An 18,862-nucleotide genomic window follows, 5' to 3' on the forward strand; every position below is an offset into this window, starting at 1 on the left:
GTGCATGACTAAAAAAGAAAATGAATCTATTTATATTCAGCAGCATTTAGCAAATGAACGAACGTATTTAGCGTGGATTCGAACGTCTATTGCTACACTCGGCATTGGTTTTGTTGCAGGAGGCCTGCATTTCAATTCCGGAAAAAAATTAAGTGAAGCAGCCGATACTCTTATTATTGCTGTTATCATCTTTTCTTTAGCTGCAAGTGCAGGTTTGCTTCTTTTCTCAACCTATCATTATTTTTCAACACGTAAAAAAATTAACAGCCAAACGTATCAATCTTCTCACGCTTTGGTTCTTTTCGTTTCAATGATTATGCTGATGCTGATCGGGGCTCTTATGTTTTACTTTTTTAACATAGCGTAAAAAGTTTAAGGTGTAAGAAAAGAGGGAATACACCCCCAAAGAATTTACGGTTTTATGAAAGAAAAAGAAGATCTATTGATATGGTGGTAATGGCAGATGTAATTATAATAATATCTTCTTTATGAACCGGCTGTATAATTTTACAGGTTAAATTCTTTGTTAACCGCGGATAATGGAAAAGGAAAGCTTTATAAGCCGAAACTTATCCAATCCATGTTGAACATAAAAAATTGAATATGAATTTCACTGTAGGGTGAAGCGAAAGTAAAGGAGAACGCTGTATGATTCAAACATCTAAGACCGTTGCCGCTCGTTTTTTTACGGAGCGTTTCTTTGATCAGGCTGCTCAAACAGCCTACTATTTTTTGTTATCTTTTGTACCGTTTATTATCTTTCTTTTTTCTCTGCTGAGTTTTTTTCCAATTGATACAAACAATTTGCTGATATTTATTGAACCATTTACACCTAAAAGCGCCTACGACGTAATTGAACGGTCAATTGAAACAGTTAACAATAGCGGGAAAAAAGTTTTATCTTTTAGTTTATTGGCGACTTTTTGGCTCGCATCTATGGCTATACAATCTTTGGTTCGTTCGTTAAATGACGCGTATCATATTCAAAGAAAACAAACGTTTTTGCGCGGTTTAATCAATGATTTAATTTTAACTTTTGGTTTTATGGTTGTAGTAGCTATTTCATTATTTGTACCAATTATTGAAGAGGTCATTCGACATTTGGTCCTAACAAAAGTCCATGTTCCTGACATATGGTTTCAAAGCTGGACGACAATTAGATGGGGAATTGGGACATTATTTTTATTAGGCTTTTTTATTCTTTTTTACAAACTGATGCCAAGCGCAAGAGTAACGTGGAAAGATGTACTTCCAGGAGCTGTTTTCTCCACGCTAGGATGGCAAGTTGTATCTACCGGATTTGGATACTATGTCCAGTTTGGAAGCTACTCGCAAATCTATGGTCAGCTTGGAAGTATTATTATTTTAATGGTCTGGTTTTATTTAACGGCCGCTATTTTATTAATTGGCGGTTTAATAAACGGTAATAAGTTCATCAAAGCTCACAAGACAACGTATAGAGACGTGGAAAACGACTAGGGAAACCTAGTCGTTTTTTTTTATATTCAGTTTTACAGTTAAAAGGTTTATTAAAAAAATATCGCGGGTAACTATTGAATATCTCGTTGCCTTTCCTATACACATAACTAAAAAACAGTAGGAGTTCACGTTGAGATGAGGTGGAAAATTGAATAATTTTAATCGGTTTTTAATCGCAGTTATTGGAATTGCAGGACTGATTTGTTCCGGTATGTTAGCACTGATGGTTTATAGGGTTCCTCACCTTTCGAACTGGGTAGAAAAGTGGCAGCATCAGGAGTGGTTTTACTACACGATATTATCAATAAGCGCATTTTTAGCTGTTATTTTTATTATTTTTCTTTTAACAGGCATATTTAGCAGACCGCCTAAAAAGAATTTAGCAATTGTAACAGGCGAAGGCAAAATAACCATTTCTAAAGCCACGATTGAATCTACAGCTTTGCGAGCAATTAGAGGCTTTCAGGGAATACGCTCTCCTGAAGTCCAAGCATCTATTCATTCTCGCAAAGAAAGAGTTAGTCTATATATTAACTGTTCGCTGTTTGGACGAGATGGGCTACCAACACTAGGAAAAGAGATGCAGCTTGAAACAAAACGCGCCGTGGAGGCCTTACTTGAGCTTCCCGTTCACTCCGTTCGTATTGACTTAACAGATACACAAACACGAAAGAAAGAACGTGTTGTGTGATGAAGGAGGGACATAATGGGTACTCCAGATAAATTGATTCCATACCGTGGCCGAGTACTTGGTATTCTGGCAGGTTTAGTGTTGGCAATTTTACTATTAACAATTGGTTTTGGCCCCACGCTGCTAATCGTAGCTTTTATGGGAATTGGTTATGTAATTGGGAAGTGGCGAGACGGTCATTTAGACATACATGCCTGGGTAGGATTCTTTACTAGAGGAAGATAGAAAATCACTTTAAGGGAGATGTTCGTTATGGCAGTTAATGAAACAAATACAGCAGTAAAACCTCAGGAAAATACACATCAAAATACATTAACATTTGAAGATCAAGTCATTAAAAAAATTGCTGGAATTGCAGCTAATGAAATTAAAGGGATTTTATCAATGAGCGGTGGATTTATGAGCGGGTTAACAGATCGCTTCCGCAGCACGGAAGACATCACAAAAGGGATTAACGCTGAAGTTGGAGAAAAGCAAGTTGCTCTTGATTTAAAAGTAATTGTTGAATACGGAAAAAATGTTCCAGCGATTTTCTCCGAAACTGTTCATAACGTGAAAAAATCAGTTCACGATATGACGGGCTTAGAAGTAGTAGAAGTAAATATGCACGTAGAGGACGTAATGACTCGCTCTGAATTTGAAGCAAAAACGGATCGAGACAAAGAGCAGGAGTCAAAGCGTGATCTTGAATAAAATATAAAAGGTAAACACTTCCATTCGTCATATATTCTTTGTATGATGAATGAGAAGTGTTTTTTTATGGGAGGGAGAATTCTGTGATATTGGTTAGTTCTTGCTTAGCAGGTCAAGCTTGCAGATATAATGGGAGCAGTGCCTTAGTTAAGGAAATGGAAGCGCTCGTTGAAAATAAAGAAGCGGTGATGATATGTCCGGAACTGTTAGGTGGATTTCACACGCCTAGAGAACCGGCAGAAATTATAAAAGGAACGGGAATAGACGTAATAAACGGAAATGCGCGAGTTATTGAACGATCGGGAAAAGACGTGACAGATATATACATAGACGGGGCCTATAAGGCACTGAACATCGCAAAAGAAATAAAAGCTACTGTTATTGTACTAAAAGAAAACAGTCCTTCATGCGGAAGTGAACATATATATAACGGAGCATTTCTAGGTGTTAAAATAGCCGGTGAAGGGGTAACGACTGCGTTGTTAAGAAAGCATGGTTTTATCGTTATATCCGAATCTCAATTTGCAGCTAAAATGTATTAAGAGCAATCACAATGACAAGAGGATGGGACAGAACGAAATGAATCCAACTCAAAGACAAACAATTTGGATGCATGATCTGGACTGCTTGCTCGACCGCTGTTGATTTCCGTGCAAGGCTTCGCTTTCCGCGGGCGGCCGATGAGCCTCCTCGTCGCTTCGCTCCTGCGGGGTCTCATCTGTTTCGCTGTTCCTGCAGGAGTCTTCACCTTGCCCTCCAACCAACAGCTATAAGTACCTGCGTTCACCATGATTATAAAAAAACACGAACTATTTATCCATTTTTGATAGATAGTTCGTGTTTCACTTTTATGAAATTATTTTTATCCAATCTCTTTTTGTAAAAGCTTATTTACTGTGAAGCGTATCTGCTGTGCTTTCTGTTCGTGTTACCGCATAAAGAGAGAAGCAAAGACCAAGCAATACAAAAATAGACCCGACCCAGCCGTTATAAATAACAGAGTATTGATTAACGACAATTCCTCCGACATAGGAGCCGATCGCAATTCCTACGTGTGAAATCGCTGCATTGGTGCTGATTAAAATGTCCGACGTGTCGCGTGCACTATGAATAATTAAATTGCTTTGAGCCGGTGAGACCGCCCAGCTGAGCGCACTCCAAATAATCATAAGAAGCAAGAACACAATGAATGGCAAATGAACGCCAAAAGGCATAGCAATCATGCTAACAAAAAAGAGAGCAATCATGGTGATAACAGACGAAGAAGGGTTCCATCTATCAGAAACAGCTCCTCCAAGTCCTCCTCCTGCCACTGCAGCAAGACCGAAAATACCATAAATAATGGTCACCATCGTTGTATTTAATCCTAGCGTTTCTTGTAAAAATGGCGTGAAGTACGCATAAAGCGTTAAATGACCCGCCAGTACAAACAATGTTGCTAGGTGAATAGCAAGCATTTTTTTATTGCGTAAAGCTTTTACCTGAGTCTTTAAAGGTACAATTGGAGCGGGAGCTAGACGTTCCATTGTAAACCAAACGGTAATCATAATAATAGCAGTTAAGATTGCAATCATAACAAATACTTGACGCCAGCCAAGCGCATTTCCAATCAAAATACCAAGAGGAATACCCAAAACAAGTGAGCCGCTGATTCCCATAAACACAACGCCAATTGCTCTGCCTTGATATTCAGGCTTTACCATTCTAGAGGCCATTGTGGTAGATAGGACAATAATAAAAGAGCCGCTCGCAGCAGCGAGGATACGCCCGATTAATAGCATATAATAACCTGAACTGTAGGCTGAAAATACATTGCTCAATAAGAAAATAAATAATGTCCACATATAAACTTTTTTCCGCTCTATCTTAGCCGTCACATTTAGTAAAATCGGCGCAGACAAAGCATAAACAAACGAATAAATAGAGATTAAATAACCTGCTTTTGCTAGTGATACATGAAATGCATCGGCAATTAAGTCCAAGATGCCTCCTAGAATTAATTCGACCGTTCCAACAACAAAAGAAGCAATCGCAAGTATGTAAACTTTTTTATTCATCAAAAAACCCCCTCTTTAAAAAGTTACAACTAGAATAGTAACCTTTTTTAGAGTGGATTTCAATAGGTAATATTAAAAAGGTTACTAATGAATTAGTAACCTTTTTAATATCGCAGTCGAGTAAGCAGCTCCATGATCTCAGAATCCTGAAGAAGCTGCTCTTGATATTTCTTTGTAATATGGGTAAGTGCGACATCATGATAAAAGAAATCAGCAAAAACTTTTACAAGCGGCTGCGACATGGTTTTTATTGCTTTCCATGTCTCATGTTCAATGCCGGCAAATAAAAGGTAGGCATCGTCAACAATAATCAACTGCGACGGCTCAAGGTTTTTATGATCATCTATTGGATTTAATGTATGTAAATGTTTGAGGGCAGTCTGCAAGTTTCCTATGGTTAAGACCTCGACGTTTACGCCTTGTTTCTCTTTTTCTTCTAGCAATGAGCGGTAATGTTCCAACTCATCATTCCAAGCCGATAAAATAATAGAAGATTCCGCTTCTTGAATCAACTGTTCAATGTGAGCAGAAATAGAGGATTTATCTTTTAAACTCCAAACATGATCATCTGTAAACGTTCTTTTAATTTTATATGTTTTTAATTCATTAATGTCATTTTCAAAATCAGCAGTAAGTTTTTGAATGACGGTTTGAAGGGCTACCGCTGAATAAAGTTTCTTTTTCCCGGACAATGTATTTACTACAATGCCTTTATCAATTAAACGATTAAGTACTTCATAAATCTTTGCTTTTGGAACATGCGAATACGTGACAATCGAACTAGCATCCAGCGGACCTTCATTCGCAAGCAGCGCTTCATATACTTGACTTTCATACTGAGAAAAACCAAATTTTTGCAGCATAATTCTCTATTCATCATCCTTTCTTTTTTTTTAGTATATCACGGTTTGTAAAAGTATTACTAATTGTAAATATATCTTATTAAACTATGTTCTAAATAATCAACAAAGATAAAAAATAGGCTATTAAAGGGTCTTTACTAGAATAAAACTATTTTTAATCATGTGCTTTTCATACTAAAACACTCATCATCGGGTAAAGAAAAGAAAGAGGTGAAAAAAATGAAGAAAAATGAAAAACTACTGTTGAAAAAAATGAACATGAAACAGCAAAGAGAAGTGGCTGCTCAGCTTGAAGACGTACTGGATTCCTTACTGTCTCTTGAAGAAAAATTATGCTCAGCACCTGATAATAAGGAGTGGCTGTCTTTACAAGCTCAGCTTGAAAAAAGAGAACATGAGCTGAGATTTAAGCATAAAATGCTGTGTGAAGAATGGAATGCACTATAAAAGACAGGCATTTTGTCTGTCTTTCATTGCATCTAAATTTTTATGACCCGGATAGGACTCACCATCAAAATAGCTAAAATAATCATAAGATAAGGGTTCACATAATAAAACATGCCAAGCAGTGCGATAATTAGAGCAGGAAAAGGAATAGGAAGCCCTATAAAATAACCTACGGTTGGATTTGCGCTAAATTTAGCTAATCTCAATGCACCCATGCTTGGATAAATCATAAAAGCGAGTACCGTTAGCCAAGAGTGGGGAGAAAGAGTATGAAATAGCATTGCAGGCGCTACGCCAAAGCTTATAATATCAGCCAAAGAATCTAGCTCTACACCAAACTCACTGTTAACTTTTAGCTTTCTCGCAATTTTGCCGTCAAATAAATCGAAAAAAGCGGCTAGAAAAATAAAAAGAGCAGCTAAGCGTTCGTAGCTGTTCATATTAAAGGCTATGGAAAATACGCCGCTTAGCAAATTTCCAATCGTAAAGAGATTCGGAACCCATTTTAACAGTCGAAGAATCAATGTCATACAACCGCCTTTCACAGTGTGTACAATTAGTGTAACTGTTAAATCGTATTATTATGTGAGATGCAAGATAAAAAGAAAGGAGTATTGAAAACTGGCTGTCGTTTCTGTAATATATATCGTATAATACGATAATAACTAAAAATACGATATAAAGGAGCAGGATCATGAAAGTAGAGGAGTTAAACAGCTATTGGACGTCTATTTATTATCATTTGCACTATACGCATCAAGAGAAAATTACGCACCAAACCATACGTCTTTTGCAGCATATCGACAAATCATCTTCGGTTGGAATAAGAGAAATCGCAGATTATTTAACTATTTCACATAATACGGCATCTGAACATGTAAAGAGAAGCATCGAGAAAGGATATGTGTATAAAAATAGAGATATACAGGATGAAAGAAAAGTAATTCTGCATTTAACAGAAGCAGGAAAAGACATCTTAAAACGGAATTCAAGCTTGGATGAAGAAAAAGTATCAGCTATTTTACGCGAAATGACAGCATCTGAAAAACAGCTGATTCAACAGGCTTTTCAGTTATTGAGCGAGCGTGCAGAACATGTATAGTATCATCAAAATTTTAATGTCGGCTCTTATTATTGCAGGGGTAACAGAAATGGCCAAAAGATATCCGGCATACGGTGGAATCGTGGCTGCTCTTCCAATTGTGAGCTTACTAAGTATTATATGGTTGTCAGTGCAAGGAGAAAAAAAGGAAGTGGTCAGTCAGTTTACACTTGGCGTTCTTTATGGACTCCCAGGCACTATTTTATTACTTGCTGTCGTCTATATTTGTGTAAAAAACTCCCTTCATTTGTTTGTGAGTTTATCCATAGGAGTTATGTGTTGGGCCTTGTTTTTAGTGCTTCAAAAGATGGTGATTAACCTAATTACTACATAAACTATTGGAATTTAATCCAATTTTCTGTAAAATAAAGGTCTAAGTAAAAGATAGGAGCTGAGTAGAGTTGAGTTTAGCAGAGAAAAAGTTAGGAATTGACCGAGTTGTTTTTATCGGCAGAACGTTTGAAGAGTATAGAGCTATGTTTAATTTGAATGACAAGCGTTTAAAAGGAAAAAAAGTGTTAGATTGTGCTAGCGGAGCCTGTTCTTTTACTGCTCATGCCTTGCAGCAAGGTACGAAGGCTACTAGCTGTGATATTGCCTATAAATTTACGGCAGAAGAGCTTGAAAAGAAGGGAAGCTTAGATTTAATTCATACGATGAATCAAATGCAGCACGTACAGGAGCAATATGTGTGGACGTATTTTTCGTCTATTGATGATTTAACGGAACATCGAAAAAGAGCATTAAAAGATTGTATTGCTCATATGAAAAAGAACCCGGAAGCCTATCAGTACGGAGCCCTTCCTAATTTGCCGTTTCAAAAGAACGAGTTTGATTTAACGCTTTGTGCAAACTTTTTATTTATGTACAGCGACCGGTTAGATTATACGTTTCATTTAGAGGCTTTAAAAGAACTGATACGCGTTACAAAAGAGGAAGTGCGCTTGTTTCCTTTAACGGACCTGAGCGGCAAGATTTCTACCTATTTGCCGCAGCTTTTAGAAGAGATTGCGCCTCTAGTAAAAGGAACAGAAATAGCAGATGTCCCGTATGAATTTCAAAAAGGTGCCAATCAAATGCTGAAAATATATGTATAACAAATGTAATGAAGAAGCTGAGGAAAAAGTATTTTAGCCCAAGTGAAAAACGAACCCTTGATCAAACATGTTAATCAAGGGTTCGTTTTTTTTCTTTTGTTAGGGTGAACGTATGTTTCATCTGCGCCCTTCCTTTTAGCAGTTGATTGGAGGGCAAGGCGAAGACTCCTGCGGGAAAAGCGGAACAGGTGAGACCCCGCAGGAGCGGAAGCGACGAGGAGGCTCACCGGCCGCCCCCGGAAAGCGAAGCCTTGCATGGAAATCAACTGCGGCGTCACAAGCGGTTCAGCTCATGTATCCCATTTGTTCGTCTTTAGATTGGATTCATTTCGTCATGTCTTAACCTCTTTTAACATTCAAACGTTTTTTAGCAGTTTGAGTATGCTTCGTTATGGTTTCACATCCAAGCGCTTTAGCTAAGCCGAACGAAGGCATATTCACATATACTGATTCATAATTTCCTGCAGGAATAACGTACGTTTCATGATAAATGCCAACTGCATTCGTTTTTGAAGCCTGTTTATAAAAAGAATTCCAAGCTTTTAAGTGCTGAGGACCTTTGGCATAGGAGGTCAATTGATCAACTGACTCCCAATATTGAATCAGCGTAATGGTTCTTAAATTAAACGATCCTTGCAAAGATAAAAAGCCAAGATTTTTGTTTGCATACAACTCTCGAATCATAGGAGGCATTGCTTTAAATACAGGGAGCCATCTGTGTACGGCTGTCCATTTATTAATACGCATTCCTATAACAAAGACGACCAGATCCTGACCGGGCTTAGCCATTACACGATTGGAATGAATCATAAATTCTGCGCCTCCTCATCATATAATTTATTAATCGTATCTTTGCACCATTCCATCGAAGCACGAGTTGTTCGTTTACCGTAGTCTAGGGTAATAAGCCAATACGTTCTGTCAGGAGAAGGGCTTTTAGAAATGCTGTCTTCGATTCCGCAATACATGTGATAGCGTTCAGTTAGTTTCTGCTGAGCGTTTTTTAACTGCGAAATTGTGAGCTGCTTTTCTTGGTGACTACTAAAAAATAGTTTTAACAAAAGTTCATTTCGTTCTGAGGGGAGCTGCTTAATAGGTTCACGCAGCCAATCTTGCAGAACTTCTTTTCCTTTAGTTGTTATTGCGTACACTTTTTTATCCGGTTTATCAGTTTGAGCAACGGAATTTACCGTTGCTAGTTCTTCATTCACAAGCTTTTGTAAAGTGGGATAAATTTGACCATAGCTAATTTTCCAAAAATGATTTAAACTTCGATCCATTAACCGCTTAATTTCATAACCAGTTCTGCATTCAGTGGTAAGCAGTCCTAAAATCGCATATGTTGTTTGATTTTCCTTCATTTACTTTCCTCACCTATATCTTTTTGATATATATATATATATTACCATAAACAGGATATTATTCAATGAAAAAACGCGAGAATTATGCACTCTCGCGTCTAAAAAAAGGTTTGTATTGCTGAACCATCATTTGCGAAGCAGCAATAAATAAAAAGATAAAGCCTCCACACATTAGCAACATGACAGCACCTATTCTCCATAAAAGCTTTGGCATCAGCATATCTCCTTTTTTGAAGTTATTACCTATAGTGTAAAGAATAGCTTGCAAAAATTCTAGTCATAACTAAATATAATTTTATAACTTTTTAGACTGACTCTTCCTTTGGATCATCTTCATCAAAAATAGGAACTTCTGTATACGCTTCTTCTTTTTCGAAAGCGGAAGAAGAATTCTCTTTATCCTCTTGTGCAGGCTTCGGTTTACCAGAAGAAATATCTGATTTAGCGTTTTTTAACTCTTCCATATCTTTTTGGATTTGGTCCGTGAAATCCTTTGGTATAGCTCCGCTTCCGTATGTAGCTCCGATGTTTAAAGCACCTCCGAGCTCCTTAATGCCCACTTGGCCAATATTGTTGTTTTGTTCGTATTTATCAAGAAAAAATTTATCAATATGAATAGGCGGAGGAGCATTTTCTAAAAGTGCCGCTTTTTGATGAATCAATCTTACTTCTTCTTGAAGAGAAGACGTACGTTTTAGCATGTCCACCTGTACTTCAGTTAAAAGCGACATGCTTTGCTCTAATGCTGAAACTCTGTTATCTAGTTCGGTCATTTTTTCGAGATAAGGAGCCATTTGTTTCTCTACAGATTGTTCTACTAAGCTAGCTATATCCGGATAAGGCACAGCTTCTTTCTTTTTATCGCGAGGGTTTTGCGTGGAGATGATTTGTTCCAATTGCGCTACTTTTTCTTTTAAAAAATGAAGCTGCCTAGCAGTCTCTTGCATGTCTTTTGTATATGATTGTTCAGTGTTTTTGTGAGCACTTCTTTGTGAAGATGAAGAATCGTTGGAAAGCACTGGCTGAGCCTCCAGCTTTTTTTTGAACATTATGAGAGAACCCATTTGCGGTTCGAGTTTTAAAAAACGGTTCATGTGAACTTCAAGCGTGTTAATACGCTTGATTTGATGTTTGAAGTCCGCTAGCTCAGTTTGAAGATGTTGGTTAGTCTGTTTGGGGTTGAAAAATCCTTTCATAGACATTTCGCTTCTCCTCATCTTGGGCTTATTTCCTCTGTAATCACAGTTAGATAAATAAATATTGATTCAGTTTGGGAGTTAATATTAAATTTTTTGCATTTATAAATGCTTATGTGCAGCATTACATTTCATTCGTAAAACTACTAAACCTTATTCAATATGAATACGCTCTTCTTGAAAAAACTGCCTGTGATAAGAAAGAATAAGCAGTCCATTTTCAAATTTTGCACGCAGATGATGCGCATCTGTAGGCTCAGGCAATTCGATAATTCGGTTGAAATCTCCAGAAGGTCGTTCTTGTACAACAGGCTGCCCTGTAATGAGAGGGTGGGGCGAGCCTTTTAATAGAAGCCGGCTGCCTGAAACAGAAACGTGCAAGTTTTCTTTTAGATAACCAGGCAGGTCAGCGATAACAATGATCTCGTGAGGAGTAACATAAATGTCGACAGGTGGAAAATTACTTCTAGGAGGTTGAGGAGCGTGATGCGAATCCTGAGCAGTCATATCCATATTTTCTTTCATAAATTCGTTAAAAGCAGTTTGATCAAAAACACCGTTCCAAAAGTCGTTTGTTTGATATTTTTTAGCGAATTCCATCCACTGCATAAGTTTATCAAAGTCCATATGGTTTCCTCCTTACCACACATCATAAAAAGATGGAATTTGAATATAGTTTGAAAAGGGGGTGGTTTAAATGTCAGGTGCATCTATAAATATTAATATTTTAATGCTAAAGATAAATTCCTTTGAAAATGCGTCTGCGGTAAATATCGGACAGAATTTACTAGCAGACTGGAATAATTCAGATAAAAAAACACAGGGGTTTGGGCAAAATTTCGGTGATGATAGCGGGTTTATAGGAACGAGAAGCTGTGTTGATGATCGTGATCAAATTGATAGCCCATCGTCTTTTCAAAAAGTACCCATTTCATAGAAAGAGCCTAATAAATATAGCCAGTTCAGACGCAGGTTATATTTATTAGGCATCAGGTTGAATACTAGTAGACGAATAGATGAAGGTATGCTGCTAGTCATGCTCGTTAGAGGCGGTGTAGAAGCTTAAATTACGCTGTTTTTAACTGAGTTTGAATCGTTTACGTCTGAATCTATAATCCATGAGAACGGAGTTACGTTTGGAGAAAAATCTCCGTTTGATTCTCCTAGTCCTTGATTACGTTTATAAGATACGAACACGTCAAGCTGCTGATTAGGTCCTATGCTTAAAACGGATGAATTATCCAGAACGTTCACTTTGAAGGCTTGTAAGTTAATGACCATAGGTGAAAAAATCATATGGTTTCCTCCTTATTTATCATTTTTTGTTGCAAATGCATCCACATAATCATTATCTACAGTTTTGTAAGCAGATCCTGCTGAAAAACATTGATCAGCGAGCTGCTGTCCGAAGGCCTGATTTTTCTTTGCTGTGACATACCTTGTAACTTTTGACGTATTTCCAATAGAAATACTGCTTGCTTGATCAGCACTGCGAACGTTCAATTTTCCTAAGTTGATTTTTGTTGAGTCAAATAGCATACTATTCTCCTTTCAAACGACAGTTCTTCTAAGTCTTTAAAAGCTTATTGTAACTTCGTTGAAAATATGAATAATACATGGATTCATTCCGAGAGTAGAAGTAGTCTACTGTAGCGTATTTTAGTTCTCCACAAAACGTGAAAAGATTTTAAAAAATCAGTAGTAAAAGGAGGAAATAATAAAAATGCACGACATTTTACATACTGTAGAAAAATCAACAGTAAAAAGCGTGTTGGCAACGATTATTCATGTAGAAGGATCCTCTTATTTAAAAGAAGGAACGTCCATGCTGTTTCAAGAAAACGGGGAGAACATTGGGATGTTAAGCGCTGGTTGTGTGGAAGCAGATCTTGCTGAGCGCGTAAAAGAGTTGTTCGACACTGAGCACGTATTAACCGTTACGTACAATTTAAAAGAAGAAGGTGATGCGGGGTGGGGACAAGGAGCAGGCTGCAATGGAATTCTCTATATTCTCCTAGAGCCTGTAACTGCGAAGACGAAGCAAGATCTTTTGCGGGTAAAACGCCATTTAGATAACCGAAATCCTGTTTTGCATATTAAAAAATTAGAAAAAGACTTTGTTCAAACAACCTCTTTTTATGTAGAAAAGACGGGCCAAACATTTGGTGCAAATAGCGACGAATCATCTTTTGCAACAGATGATTGGAATGGGAGAAAGAGCGGTATTCAACTTTCAAATTGCTCTCTGCTCACATATGCTCATCTATATAAACCGAAGCCTCGTCTAATTATATGGGGAGCAGGTGCTGATGCAAAATATTTAGTATCACTTGCTGCCAATACGGGGTTTTTTGTTACTTTATGCGACTGGAGACCGGCTTTATGTAATAAGGAACATTTTCCGCTAGCAGAGGAAATACAGATTGGATTCCCGGAGGAAGTAGAGAAACACTTGTCCGTTCAGAGCGATGATTTTGTTGTGATTATGACGCATAATTTTTATCGCGATCAAGAAATTCTCTCGCTATTAAAATCAAGTCCTGTGAAGTATATAGGAGTTTTAGGGTCTAAAAAGCGAACGCTTCGATTATTGAATACCGATATTCCTTCCCATATTCATTCGCCCGTGGGACTTTCTATAGGAGCGGTAGGACCGCAGGAAATTGCGGTTAGTATTGTAGCTGAATTAATTGAGATCCTCCGAATGTATGATGAAAAAAAGGGGTGAAAATGTCCGGGTTAAATATTGTTGCTGTTTATCTTGCCGCGGGAGCTAGTAAAAGGATGGGCAGCAATAAGCTGCTGCTGCCTTTAGGGAATGGATGTTTAGGGAGTAAAGCTTTACGAACAGCGGTTTGTTCAAAAGTAAATCATACGATAGTAGTCACAAAGAAAGGAGATTCTCTTGAGTGGATTGACCCTATTCTTTTTTCAGAAGCATATCAGCAGAAGTGGAGTCATACTTCTTGTAGTAGCGCCTTAAAAGGTCAGTCTGCGTCTTTAAAATGCGGATTAAAAAAAGCAAAAGAATTAAGCGCTGATGCTATTATTGTGCTGCTGGCAGATCAGCCTCTTATAAGTATCGTGCTGATAGATACATTTGTTTCTCTGTTTGAGAACCATTCCTCCGCTCCGTTTATTTCTTCTTTTTATCAAGGAATTGCCAGAGCACCGGTTTTATTTTCAAAACAAATGTTTTCAAGCTTGGATAAGCTGCAAGGAGATCAAGGAGCAAGAAAAATCATAAGACAAAACGGACCTGGAAATGGAATGTCTTATGAATGTACCGACGCTTCTCTTTTCATGGATGTTGATACAAAACAAGCGTATGAACGCATTAAAAAGATATATAAAGAGAAATGTAGACGGGTTTGATTGACGGAGGTGAAAAGAGTGGATGTTATTGGGAAAAGCGTGATTCGAAAAGATGCGTTAGAAAAAGTGACGGGAACAGCTCGGTACACGAATGATTACAGTTTTAAAGGTTCCCTTCACGCCAAAATAGTAGTCAGTCCTTACGCTCATGCAAGAATTCAAGCAATAGACATTCAAGCAGCGATCGCTACTCACGGTGTTCATGCAGTTGTGACGGGTGAGCATTTGCCGTTAACCGGAGAGGGAGTTCGTGACCGGCGACCGCTTGCGTTTGAAAAAGTGCGGTATCACGGAGAAGCCGTAGTCCTTATAGTAGCAGAGACTCCTGCACTCGCTGAGCGTGCGGCGAGTGCTGTTCATATTCAATATGAGCCGTTACCTGTCGTTCATTCTCCTAGCGCCGCTATTGAGCCGGATTCTCCTTTAGTGCATGAACATATGCACATCTACAAGCATGATGAAACGGTGTATCCAGAGCCCGGCACCAACGTAGCAAACAGAGTCAAAATACGAAAAGGCAATATGGAAGAAGGTTGGCAAAAAAGTGAGTTAATAGTTGAAGAAACGTTTTCTCTATCTCCTTCAGATCACGCGGCAATGGAAACAAGAAGTGCCGCTGCTGAAATTCTTCCGAATGGATTAGTTAAAATTATCACTTCTTCTCAAGCTCCTTTTATGGTGAAAAAATTAATCAGTGAGTACTTTGAAATTGAAGCGGGAAAAGTGATCGTTGAAACACCGCTAGTAGGAGGAGGCTACGGAGGAAAAGCAGCTGTCCAGCTGGAGTTGCTTGCATATATAGCTTCAAAAGCTGTTGGTGGAAGACTGGTTAAAATATTAAATACAAGAGAAGAAGATATGCTCACTTCGCCTGCTCACATAGGTCTAGATGCCAAAATCAAGTTAGGTTGTTCCAAAGAGGGACTCTTGCAGGCTGCTGACATTCTTTATTTGTTTGACAGCGGTGCTTATGCAGATAAAGGAACGGACCTGAGTAAAGCTGCAGCAGCTGACTGTACAGGACCTTATCGTCTTGAACATATTTTTTGTGATTCATTATGTGTATATACAAATCACCCTTACGCTTCTCCTTTTCGAGGATTCAGCCACTCAGAACTATTATTTGCGTTCGAGCGCACGATGGACATCCTTGCTAAAAAAGCAGGTATAGATCCTTTGGAGTTTAGAGAAAAAAATGCTATTTTGCCGGGCGATACTACGCCTACGCAAGTACGTTTAACGTCTAGCAGCGTGGGTAACTTACCAGAATGTATTCGTCGCTTGAAGCAGCTGATCAAATGGGAGGAAGGACAGAGAACGGTGCATGAAAACGGCCTTATTACTGCTAAGGGGATTAGCTGCGTCTGGAAAACCTCTACCATTGAAACAAACGCAGGTTCCGGTGTTATTCTAACATTCAATCCGGATGGAAGCGTGAATTTAATGTCTGGCGTTATTGAATTAGGCACGGGAACGAAAACCGTGCTCGCGCAAATACTGGCTGAAAAATTGCAGATGCGCGTGGAACGCATTCATGTACGAATGGAAGTAGATACTCAAACGACTCCTGAACATTGGAAAACGGTGGCTAGCAGAGGCACTTTTATGGCAGGAAGAGCGGTTTTAGAAGCCGCTGAAGATGTGATTAATCAATTAAAAAAGATAGCTTCTTGTATATTTCGAGCTTCTGAGGAAGATATCGAAATAAAAAATGAAAAAGTTTTTTTACGGGATGAGCCTGAAACATCCTTGGCCTTTAAAGAAATTGTATATGGCTATAAATATCCGAACGGAAATGCAATTGGAGGGCAAATTATAGGGAGAGGCAACTATATTTTAAGAGGGATGACCTACTTGGATAAAGAAACGGGAGCTGGGCGTCCGGGGCCTGAATGGACGGTAGCAGCTGAAGGAGTTGAAGTGGAATATAATCCTAGAACGTATAGATATCGTATTGTAAAAGCTGTCTCTGTTATTGATATAGGAACCGTGCTAAACGAGAAAATGGCACGCGGGCAAGTCATGGGTGCGATGAGTATGGGGCTATCGTTTGCAGGCAGAGAAACATTTTGGTTTGATTCAAATGGCCGTATTTTAAATCCTCAGCTTCGGAAATATCGTCCTCTTCGCTACGGAGAGCATCCAGAGTACGTAGTAGATTTTATTCATACGCCTCAATTAGATGCGGCGTACGGAGCTAGAGGAGTCGGAGAACACGGGCTGCTTGGTATGCCGGCTTCTTTAGGAAACAGCTTAACGGTGGCGGCAGAAACAGAATTAAACCAACTTCCGCTTATTCCAGAATTGATTTGGAGAATGAAAGAAGGGAATGCTGATGATTTCATTTGACTTTGAATATCACAAACCTGGAACTGTTTCAGAAGCAGTTGCCTTGTTTCAAGAGTTAGAGAATCAAGGCAAACAGCCGCGGTATTATGCTGGCGGTACCGAAATTCTGACATTAGGCAGATTGGGTTTGTTTGTTACCCATGCTGTTATTGATATAAAAAATATACCTGAATTTCAACAAACCGAAGCTAATGAAGATTGGATGATTTTTGGTGCAGGAGTAACGTTAACTGAACTGGAAGATAAAAATTTGTTTCCTTTATTAAGTAAGTCTGCTAGCGAAGTGGCTGATCACACGGCTCGAAATAAAATAACGCTAGGAGGAAATATTTGTGGGCATATTTTTTATCGAGAAGCGGTATTGCCGCTGCTTTTAACAGATAGTCAACTTGCAGTGGCAGGTCCGGCTGGAACCAATATCTATTCGATTCACGACCTTTTTAACCGGCGTTTGCAGCTGGAAAACGGAGAACTTCTTGTTCAGGTGTTTGTTGAAAAGAAGTACGCTGCCCTGCCATATATGAGTATAAAAGAGCGCCAGCAGTGGGATACAGGATATCCATTAGTGACAATAGCAGCGTTAAAAATAGAAGGAGCCATTCGAGTAGCTTTCAGCGGAGTCTGTTCGTTTCCTTTTCGCTCAGCAGAAATAGAAGAAATGCTAAATCATAGAGAAACGCCATTAGAAGCTCGAATTCAAACTGCTCTTGAGTACATGCCTGCTCCGATTTTGAATGATGGAGAAGGGTCGGATCGCTATCGCAAATTTGTGATTGGAAATTTATTGTTTGATATTTTCACAGAGCTGGGAGGAACGTAACGTGCTAAAAGATGAATGGTATAGAATAACAATTAAGCTAAAGGTTAACGGTGAAGAAAAAATGGTTGATATCCGAACAGCAGATACGTTGCTTTACGTATTAAGAGAAAAGCTGGGCCTTACCGGAGCAAAACCAGGCTGTTTAAACGGGGACTGTGGGGCTTGTACAGTAGGGATAAATCAGCGGCCAATGAAATCTTGTCTCATGTTAGCGGCAGAAACAGAAGAGAAAGAAATAATGACTATAGAAGGGCTGAAGAGTTCACCTATGCAAAAAGCTTTTATTGAACACTTTGCTTTTCAGTGCGGTTATTGCACATCGGGTTTTATCATGAATGCTCATTTGCTTTCCAAACACCATCCTTCAGGCAGTGACGATATTATAAAGGAGTGGCTTGCTTCCAATATATGCAGATGTACAGGGTATAAAGAAATTGAAGACGCAGTAAAATCTGTTTTACACTTTTCGGAGCGGGAGTGAGACGGGAAAAAGAAAAAATAGAATAACATTTACACGTGTTTAGAATAGTATGTGCTAAGGGTGTGGAGAATGTGGAATGGAAAAGCGGCTTTGACAAAGAAAGGGAACTGATCTTTGCCATTCAACGAAATCTGGATGTAGTAACAGCTATATTATTATTAACTGGCCAAATAACAATTATAGGCGTATTTGTGACACCCGGAGCTTTTCGTATTTCAGTAGGGGGACCTATTACAGGAACTAGCCGAATAGAAGGAAAAGACGGAGATGCGGGAATTAATATCATTATTGATATGATTGATGTGATTCTTGCGGCGTTGCTGCTTAATAACCAGATCAATGTGTCGGGCGCCTTTATTTCTTCTGGAAGGTTTACCATTAATGTAAGTGGACCTATTTTTGGCGTTCCTAAAACAGAACCTGCATTAAGTGAACTAAATCAATCCTCTCAGTTTTTTCATCGTACCGTATCAAAACATTTTTATGTAAATCCTGACTTAGTTGAAAAATTTACAAAGGACTGATTAAGATGTCATTAACGGATATACCTACAGTAAGACCTTCAGAGACGAGTATTTTTCTTATCGCGCTGCCGCTGATTATTTTTATTTTTTTCTTTACTCAGCCAAAAGCATCAGACATCAAATAATCATGTAGCATAATGGCGATTGTATCACTGTGTACAGAAGCTGCCTATTTTTCTGTTCGTATCATTACCTCTTCATTCATTAAGCCCCTAACGCTTTTCTTTTCGGTCATGTTTCATTAAAATGAACATAAACATATATGTAGAGAAAAGAATAATGTAGTGTTTTCTAACGTTATAAAATAGCTTGCGATACGAAGAAAGC

At 38.5% G+C, this 18,862-nt stretch carries 29 protein-coding genes; 18 read left to right on the forward strand and 11 right to left on the reverse strand.

What is annotated here, in order from left to right; genetic code table 11:
• The first annotated feature begins 4 nt into the window (after positions 1-4).
• The 6 genes from ACRPLQ_RS09800 (at position 5) to ACRPLQ_RS09825 (ending at position 3,405) form a co-directional block, all read left to right on the forward strand.
• Positions 5-367, forward strand: coding sequence for a YidH family protein (locus ACRPLQ_RS09800; RefSeq protein WP_033579152.1), 363 nt, complete (start codon positions 5-7; stop codon positions 365-367).
• Between the two features lie 281 nt (positions 368-648).
• Entirely contained in the window at positions 649-1,479 is an 831-nt protein-coding gene (locus ACRPLQ_RS09805) for a YihY/virulence factor BrkB family protein (protein WP_033579151.1), read from the forward strand.
• A gap of 148 nt (positions 1,480-1,627) precedes the next feature.
• Complete coding sequence (amaP, locus tag ACRPLQ_RS09810; RefSeq protein ID WP_034269223.1) at positions 1,628-2,170, forward strand: alkaline shock response membrane anchor protein AmaP; 543 nt, start codon at positions 1,628-1,630, stop codon at positions 2,168-2,170.
• A gap of 15 nt (positions 2,171-2,185) precedes the next feature.
• Positions 2,186-2,395, forward strand: a complete 210-nt coding sequence (locus ACRPLQ_RS09815; RefSeq protein WP_033579149.1) for a DUF2273 domain-containing protein — start codon at positions 2,186-2,188, stop codon at positions 2,393-2,395.
• Between the two features lie 27 nt (positions 2,396-2,422).
• Positions 2,423-2,863, forward strand: coding sequence for an Asp23/Gls24 family envelope stress response protein (locus tag ACRPLQ_RS09820; RefSeq protein ID WP_034269226.1), 441 nt, complete (start codon positions 2,423-2,425; stop codon positions 2,861-2,863).
• Between the two features lie 83 nt (positions 2,864-2,946).
• The gene (locus tag ACRPLQ_RS09825) at positions 2,947-3,405 is read left to right on the forward strand and encodes a DUF523 domain-containing protein (protein WP_033579147.1); all 459 of its coding nucleotides are present in this window, start codon (positions 2,947-2,949) and stop codon (positions 3,403-3,405) included.
• A gap of 48 nt (positions 3,406-3,453) precedes the next feature.
• Here the strand turns inward: ACRPLQ_RS09825 and ACRPLQ_RS09830 are convergent, their stop codons facing one another.
• From ACRPLQ_RS09830 to ACRPLQ_RS09840, 3 genes are all read right to left on the reverse strand, one after another.
• Positions 3,454-3,627: a hypothetical protein gene (locus tag ACRPLQ_RS09830; RefSeq protein ID WP_308122678.1), complete on the reverse strand. Its 174-nt coding sequence runs from the start codon at positions 3,625-3,627 to the stop codon at positions 3,454-3,456.
• Between the two features lie 123 nt (positions 3,628-3,750).
• Positions 3,751-4,920 (reverse strand): MFS transporter, encoded by a 1,170-nt coding sequence (locus ACRPLQ_RS09835; RefSeq protein WP_034269237.1) that lies wholly within the window; start codon positions 4,918-4,920, stop codon positions 3,751-3,753.
• Between the two features lie 104 nt (positions 4,921-5,024).
• A complete protein-coding gene (locus tag ACRPLQ_RS09840; RefSeq protein WP_033579145.1) occupies positions 5,025-5,783 on the reverse strand; it encodes a TrmB family transcriptional regulator in 759 nt (252 codons plus the stop codon).
• A gap of 219 nt (positions 5,784-6,002) precedes the next feature.
• Between ACRPLQ_RS09840 and ACRPLQ_RS09845 the strand changes: the two genes are divergently transcribed.
• Positions 6,003-6,230, forward strand: coding sequence for a hypothetical protein (locus ACRPLQ_RS09845; RefSeq protein WP_033579144.1), 228 nt, complete (start codon positions 6,003-6,005; stop codon positions 6,228-6,230).
• A gap of 32 nt (positions 6,231-6,262) precedes the next feature.
• Here ACRPLQ_RS09845 and pssA read toward each other — a convergent pair whose 3' ends face one another.
• Complete coding sequence (gene pssA / locus ACRPLQ_RS09850; protein WP_182029361.1) at positions 6,263-6,754, reverse strand: CDP-diacylglycerol--serine O-phosphatidyltransferase; 492 nt, start codon at positions 6,752-6,754, stop codon at positions 6,263-6,265.
• A gap of 170 nt (positions 6,755-6,924) precedes the next feature.
• Here pssA and ACRPLQ_RS09855 point away from each other — a divergent pair, with 170 nt between their 5' ends.
• The 4 genes from ACRPLQ_RS09855 (at position 6,925) to ACRPLQ_RS09870 (ending at position 8,772) form a co-directional block, all read left to right on the forward strand.
• Entirely contained in the window at positions 6,925-7,332 is a 408-nt protein-coding gene (locus tag ACRPLQ_RS09855; RefSeq protein WP_034269240.1) for a MarR family winged helix-turn-helix transcriptional regulator, read from the forward strand.
• Positions 7,325-7,666, forward strand: a complete 342-nt coding sequence (locus ACRPLQ_RS09860) for a DUF3147 family protein (protein WP_034269243.1) — start codon at positions 7,325-7,327, stop codon at positions 7,664-7,666. The genes ACRPLQ_RS09855 and ACRPLQ_RS09860 overlap by 8 nt, the downstream gene beginning before the upstream one ends.
• A gap of 67 nt (positions 7,667-7,733) precedes the next feature.
• Positions 7,734-8,429 (forward strand): SAM-dependent methyltransferase, encoded by a 696-nt coding sequence (locus ACRPLQ_RS09865; protein WP_034269246.1) that lies wholly within the window; start codon positions 7,734-7,736, stop codon positions 8,427-8,429.
• A gap of 142 nt (positions 8,430-8,571) precedes the next feature.
• Positions 8,572-8,772: a hypothetical protein gene (locus tag ACRPLQ_RS09870; RefSeq protein WP_108674747.1), complete on the forward strand. Its 201-nt coding sequence runs from the start codon at positions 8,572-8,574 to the stop codon at positions 8,770-8,772.
• Here ACRPLQ_RS09870 and ACRPLQ_RS09875 read toward each other — a convergent pair.
• The 5 genes from ACRPLQ_RS09875 to ACRPLQ_RS09895 form a co-directional block, all read right to left on the reverse strand.
• A complete protein-coding gene (locus ACRPLQ_RS09875; protein ID WP_034266510.1) occupies positions 8,769-9,239 on the reverse strand; it encodes a DUF4188 domain-containing protein in 471 nt (156 codons plus the stop codon). The two genes, ACRPLQ_RS09870 and ACRPLQ_RS09875, sit on opposite strands and share 4 nt — an antisense overlap.
• A complete protein-coding gene (locus tag ACRPLQ_RS09880; protein WP_034266508.1) occupies positions 9,236-9,790 on the reverse strand; it encodes a PadR family transcriptional regulator in 555 nt (184 codons plus the stop codon). Before ACRPLQ_RS09880 ends, ACRPLQ_RS09875 begins: the two co-directional genes overlap by 4 nt.
• An 82-nt stretch (positions 9,791-9,872) precedes the next feature.
• Positions 9,873-10,004, reverse strand: a complete 132-nt coding sequence (locus tag ACRPLQ_RS09885; RefSeq protein WP_013057274.1) for a hypothetical protein — start codon at positions 10,002-10,004, stop codon at positions 9,873-9,875.
• Between the two features lie 91 nt (positions 10,005-10,095).
• Positions 10,096-10,992, reverse strand: coding sequence for a hypothetical protein (locus ACRPLQ_RS09890; protein WP_034266506.1), 897 nt, complete (start codon positions 10,990-10,992; stop codon positions 10,096-10,098).
• Between the two features lie 147 nt (positions 10,993-11,139).
• Positions 11,140-11,613 carry an Hsp20/alpha crystallin family protein gene (locus tag ACRPLQ_RS09895; RefSeq protein ID WP_034266505.1) on the reverse strand — a complete coding sequence of 158 codons (474 nt, stop codon included), beginning with the start codon at positions 11,611-11,613 and terminating at the stop codon, positions 11,140-11,142.
• Between the two features lie 70 nt (positions 11,614-11,683).
• Between ACRPLQ_RS09895 and ACRPLQ_RS09900 the strand changes: the two genes are divergently transcribed.
• Positions 11,684-11,923, forward strand: a complete 240-nt coding sequence (locus ACRPLQ_RS09900; RefSeq protein WP_033579134.1) for a hypothetical protein — start codon at positions 11,684-11,686, stop codon at positions 11,921-11,923.
• A 125-nt stretch (positions 11,924-12,048) separates the two neighbouring features.
• Here the strand turns inward: ACRPLQ_RS09900 and ACRPLQ_RS09905 are convergent, their stop codons facing one another.
• Positions 12,049-12,282, reverse strand: a complete 234-nt coding sequence (locus tag ACRPLQ_RS09905) for a hypothetical protein (RefSeq protein ID WP_013057270.1) — start codon at positions 12,280-12,282, stop codon at positions 12,049-12,051.
• Between the two features lie 12 nt (positions 12,283-12,294).
• Positions 12,295-12,525 carry a hypothetical protein gene (locus ACRPLQ_RS09910; protein WP_033579133.1) on the reverse strand — a complete coding sequence of 77 codons (231 nt, stop codon included), beginning with the start codon at positions 12,523-12,525 and terminating at the stop codon, positions 12,295-12,297.
• A gap of 184 nt (positions 12,526-12,709) precedes the next feature.
• On the opposite strand from ACRPLQ_RS09910, the gene ACRPLQ_RS09915 reads away from it, so the two are divergent.
• From ACRPLQ_RS09915 to ACRPLQ_RS09940, 6 genes are all read left to right on the forward strand, one after another.
• Positions 12,710-13,714, forward strand: coding sequence for an XdhC family protein (locus ACRPLQ_RS09915; RefSeq protein ID WP_033579132.1), 1,005 nt, complete (start codon positions 12,710-12,712; stop codon positions 13,712-13,714).
• A 2-nt stretch (positions 13,715-13,716) separates the two neighbouring features.
• Positions 13,717-14,361: an NTP transferase domain-containing protein gene (locus tag ACRPLQ_RS09920; protein ID WP_033579131.1), complete on the forward strand. Its 645-nt coding sequence runs from the start codon at positions 13,717-13,719 to the stop codon at positions 14,359-14,361.
• A gap of 18 nt (positions 14,362-14,379) precedes the next feature.
• Positions 14,380-16,710, forward strand: a complete 2,331-nt coding sequence (locus ACRPLQ_RS09925; protein WP_033579130.1) for a xanthine dehydrogenase family protein molybdopterin-binding subunit — start codon at positions 14,380-14,382, stop codon at positions 16,708-16,710.
• Complete coding sequence (locus ACRPLQ_RS09930) at positions 16,697-17,530, forward strand: FAD binding domain-containing protein (protein ID WP_033579129.1); 834 nt, start codon at positions 16,697-16,699, stop codon at positions 17,528-17,530. Before ACRPLQ_RS09925 ends, ACRPLQ_RS09930 begins: the two co-directional genes overlap by 14 nt.
• Position 17,531: 1 nt before the next feature.
• Positions 17,532-18,011, forward strand: a complete 480-nt coding sequence (locus tag ACRPLQ_RS09935) for a (2Fe-2S)-binding protein (protein ID WP_033579128.1) — start codon at positions 17,532-17,534, stop codon at positions 18,009-18,011.
• Positions 18,012-18,082: 71 nt separating this feature from the next.
• Complete coding sequence (locus tag ACRPLQ_RS09940; RefSeq protein WP_372454456.1) at positions 18,083-18,535, forward strand: hypothetical protein; 453 nt, start codon at positions 18,083-18,085, stop codon at positions 18,533-18,535.
• Positions 18,536-18,862: the final 327 nt, after the last annotated feature.

The sequence above is a fragment of the Priestia sp. TRN 1309 genome (assembly GCF_050846875.1).
Lineage (GTDB): Bacteria > Bacillota > Bacilli > Bacillales > Bacillaceae_H > Priestia > Priestia zanthoxyli.

Coding starts and splice junctions, on each gene's coding strand:
- ACRPLQ_RS09880 (WP_034266508.1), bottom strand. CDS start 9,790: ATGAAGGAAAATCAAACAACATATGCGATTTTAGGACTGCTTACCACT.
- ACRPLQ_RS09905 (WP_013057270.1), bottom strand. CDS start 12,282: ATGATTTTTTCACCTATGGTCATTAACTTACAAGCCTTCAAAGTGAAC.
- ACRPLQ_RS09845 (WP_033579144.1), top strand. CDS start 6,003: ATGAAGAAAAATGAAAAACTACTGTTGAAAAAAATGAACATGAAACAG.
- ACRPLQ_RS09910 (WP_033579133.1), bottom strand. CDS start 12,525: ATGCTATTTGACTCAACAAAAATCAACTTAGGAAAATTGAACGTTCGC.
- ACRPLQ_RS09835 (WP_034269237.1), bottom strand. CDS start 4,920: ATGAATAAAAAAGTTTACATACTTGCGATTGCTTCTTTTGTTGTTGGA.
- ACRPLQ_RS09820 (WP_034269226.1), top strand. CDS start 2,423: ATGGCAGTTAATGAAACAAATACAGCAGTAAAACCTCAGGAAAATACA.
- ACRPLQ_RS09860 (WP_034269243.1), top strand. CDS start 7,325: ATGTATAGTATCATCAAAATTTTAATGTCGGCTCTTATTATTGCAGGG.
- ACRPLQ_RS09815 (WP_033579149.1), top strand. CDS start 2,186: ATGGGTACTCCAGATAAATTGATTCCATACCGTGGCCGAGTACTTGGT.
- ACRPLQ_RS09840 (WP_033579145.1), bottom strand. CDS start 5,783: ATGCTGCAAAAATTTGGTTTTTCTCAGTATGAAAGTCAAGTATATGAA.
- ACRPLQ_RS09915 (WP_033579132.1), top strand. CDS start 12,710: ATGCACGACATTTTACATACTGTAGAAAAATCAACAGTAAAAAGCGTG.
- ACRPLQ_RS09920 (WP_033579131.1), top strand. CDS start 13,717: ATGTCCGGGTTAAATATTGTTGCTGTTTATCTTGCCGCGGGAGCTAGT.
- ACRPLQ_RS09805 (WP_033579151.1), top strand. CDS start 649: ATGATTCAAACATCTAAGACCGTTGCCGCTCGTTTTTTTACGGAGCGT.
- ACRPLQ_RS09885 (WP_013057274.1), bottom strand. CDS start 10,004: ATGCCAAAGCTTTTATGGAGAATAGGTGCTGTCATGTTGCTAATGTGT.
- ACRPLQ_RS09855 (WP_034269240.1), top strand. CDS start 6,925: ATGAAAGTAGAGGAGTTAAACAGCTATTGGACGTCTATTTATTATCAT.
- ACRPLQ_RS09875 (WP_034266510.1), bottom strand. CDS start 9,239: ATGATTCATTCCAATCGTGTAATGGCTAAGCCCGGTCAGGATCTGGTC.
- ACRPLQ_RS09890 (WP_034266506.1), bottom strand. CDS start 10,992: ATGTCTATGAAAGGATTTTTCAACCCCAAACAGACTAACCAACATCTT.
- ACRPLQ_RS09895 (WP_034266505.1), bottom strand. CDS start 11,613: ATGGACTTTGATAAACTTATGCAGTGGATGGAATTCGCTAAAAAATAT.
- ACRPLQ_RS09800 (WP_033579152.1), top strand. CDS start 5: ATGACTAAAAAAGAAAATGAATCTATTTATATTCAGCAGCATTTAGCA.
- ACRPLQ_RS09930 (WP_033579129.1), top strand. CDS start 16,697: ATGATTTCATTTGACTTTGAATATCACAAACCTGGAACTGTTTCAGAA.
- ACRPLQ_RS09900 (WP_033579134.1), top strand. CDS start 11,684: ATGTCAGGTGCATCTATAAATATTAATATTTTAATGCTAAAGATAAAT.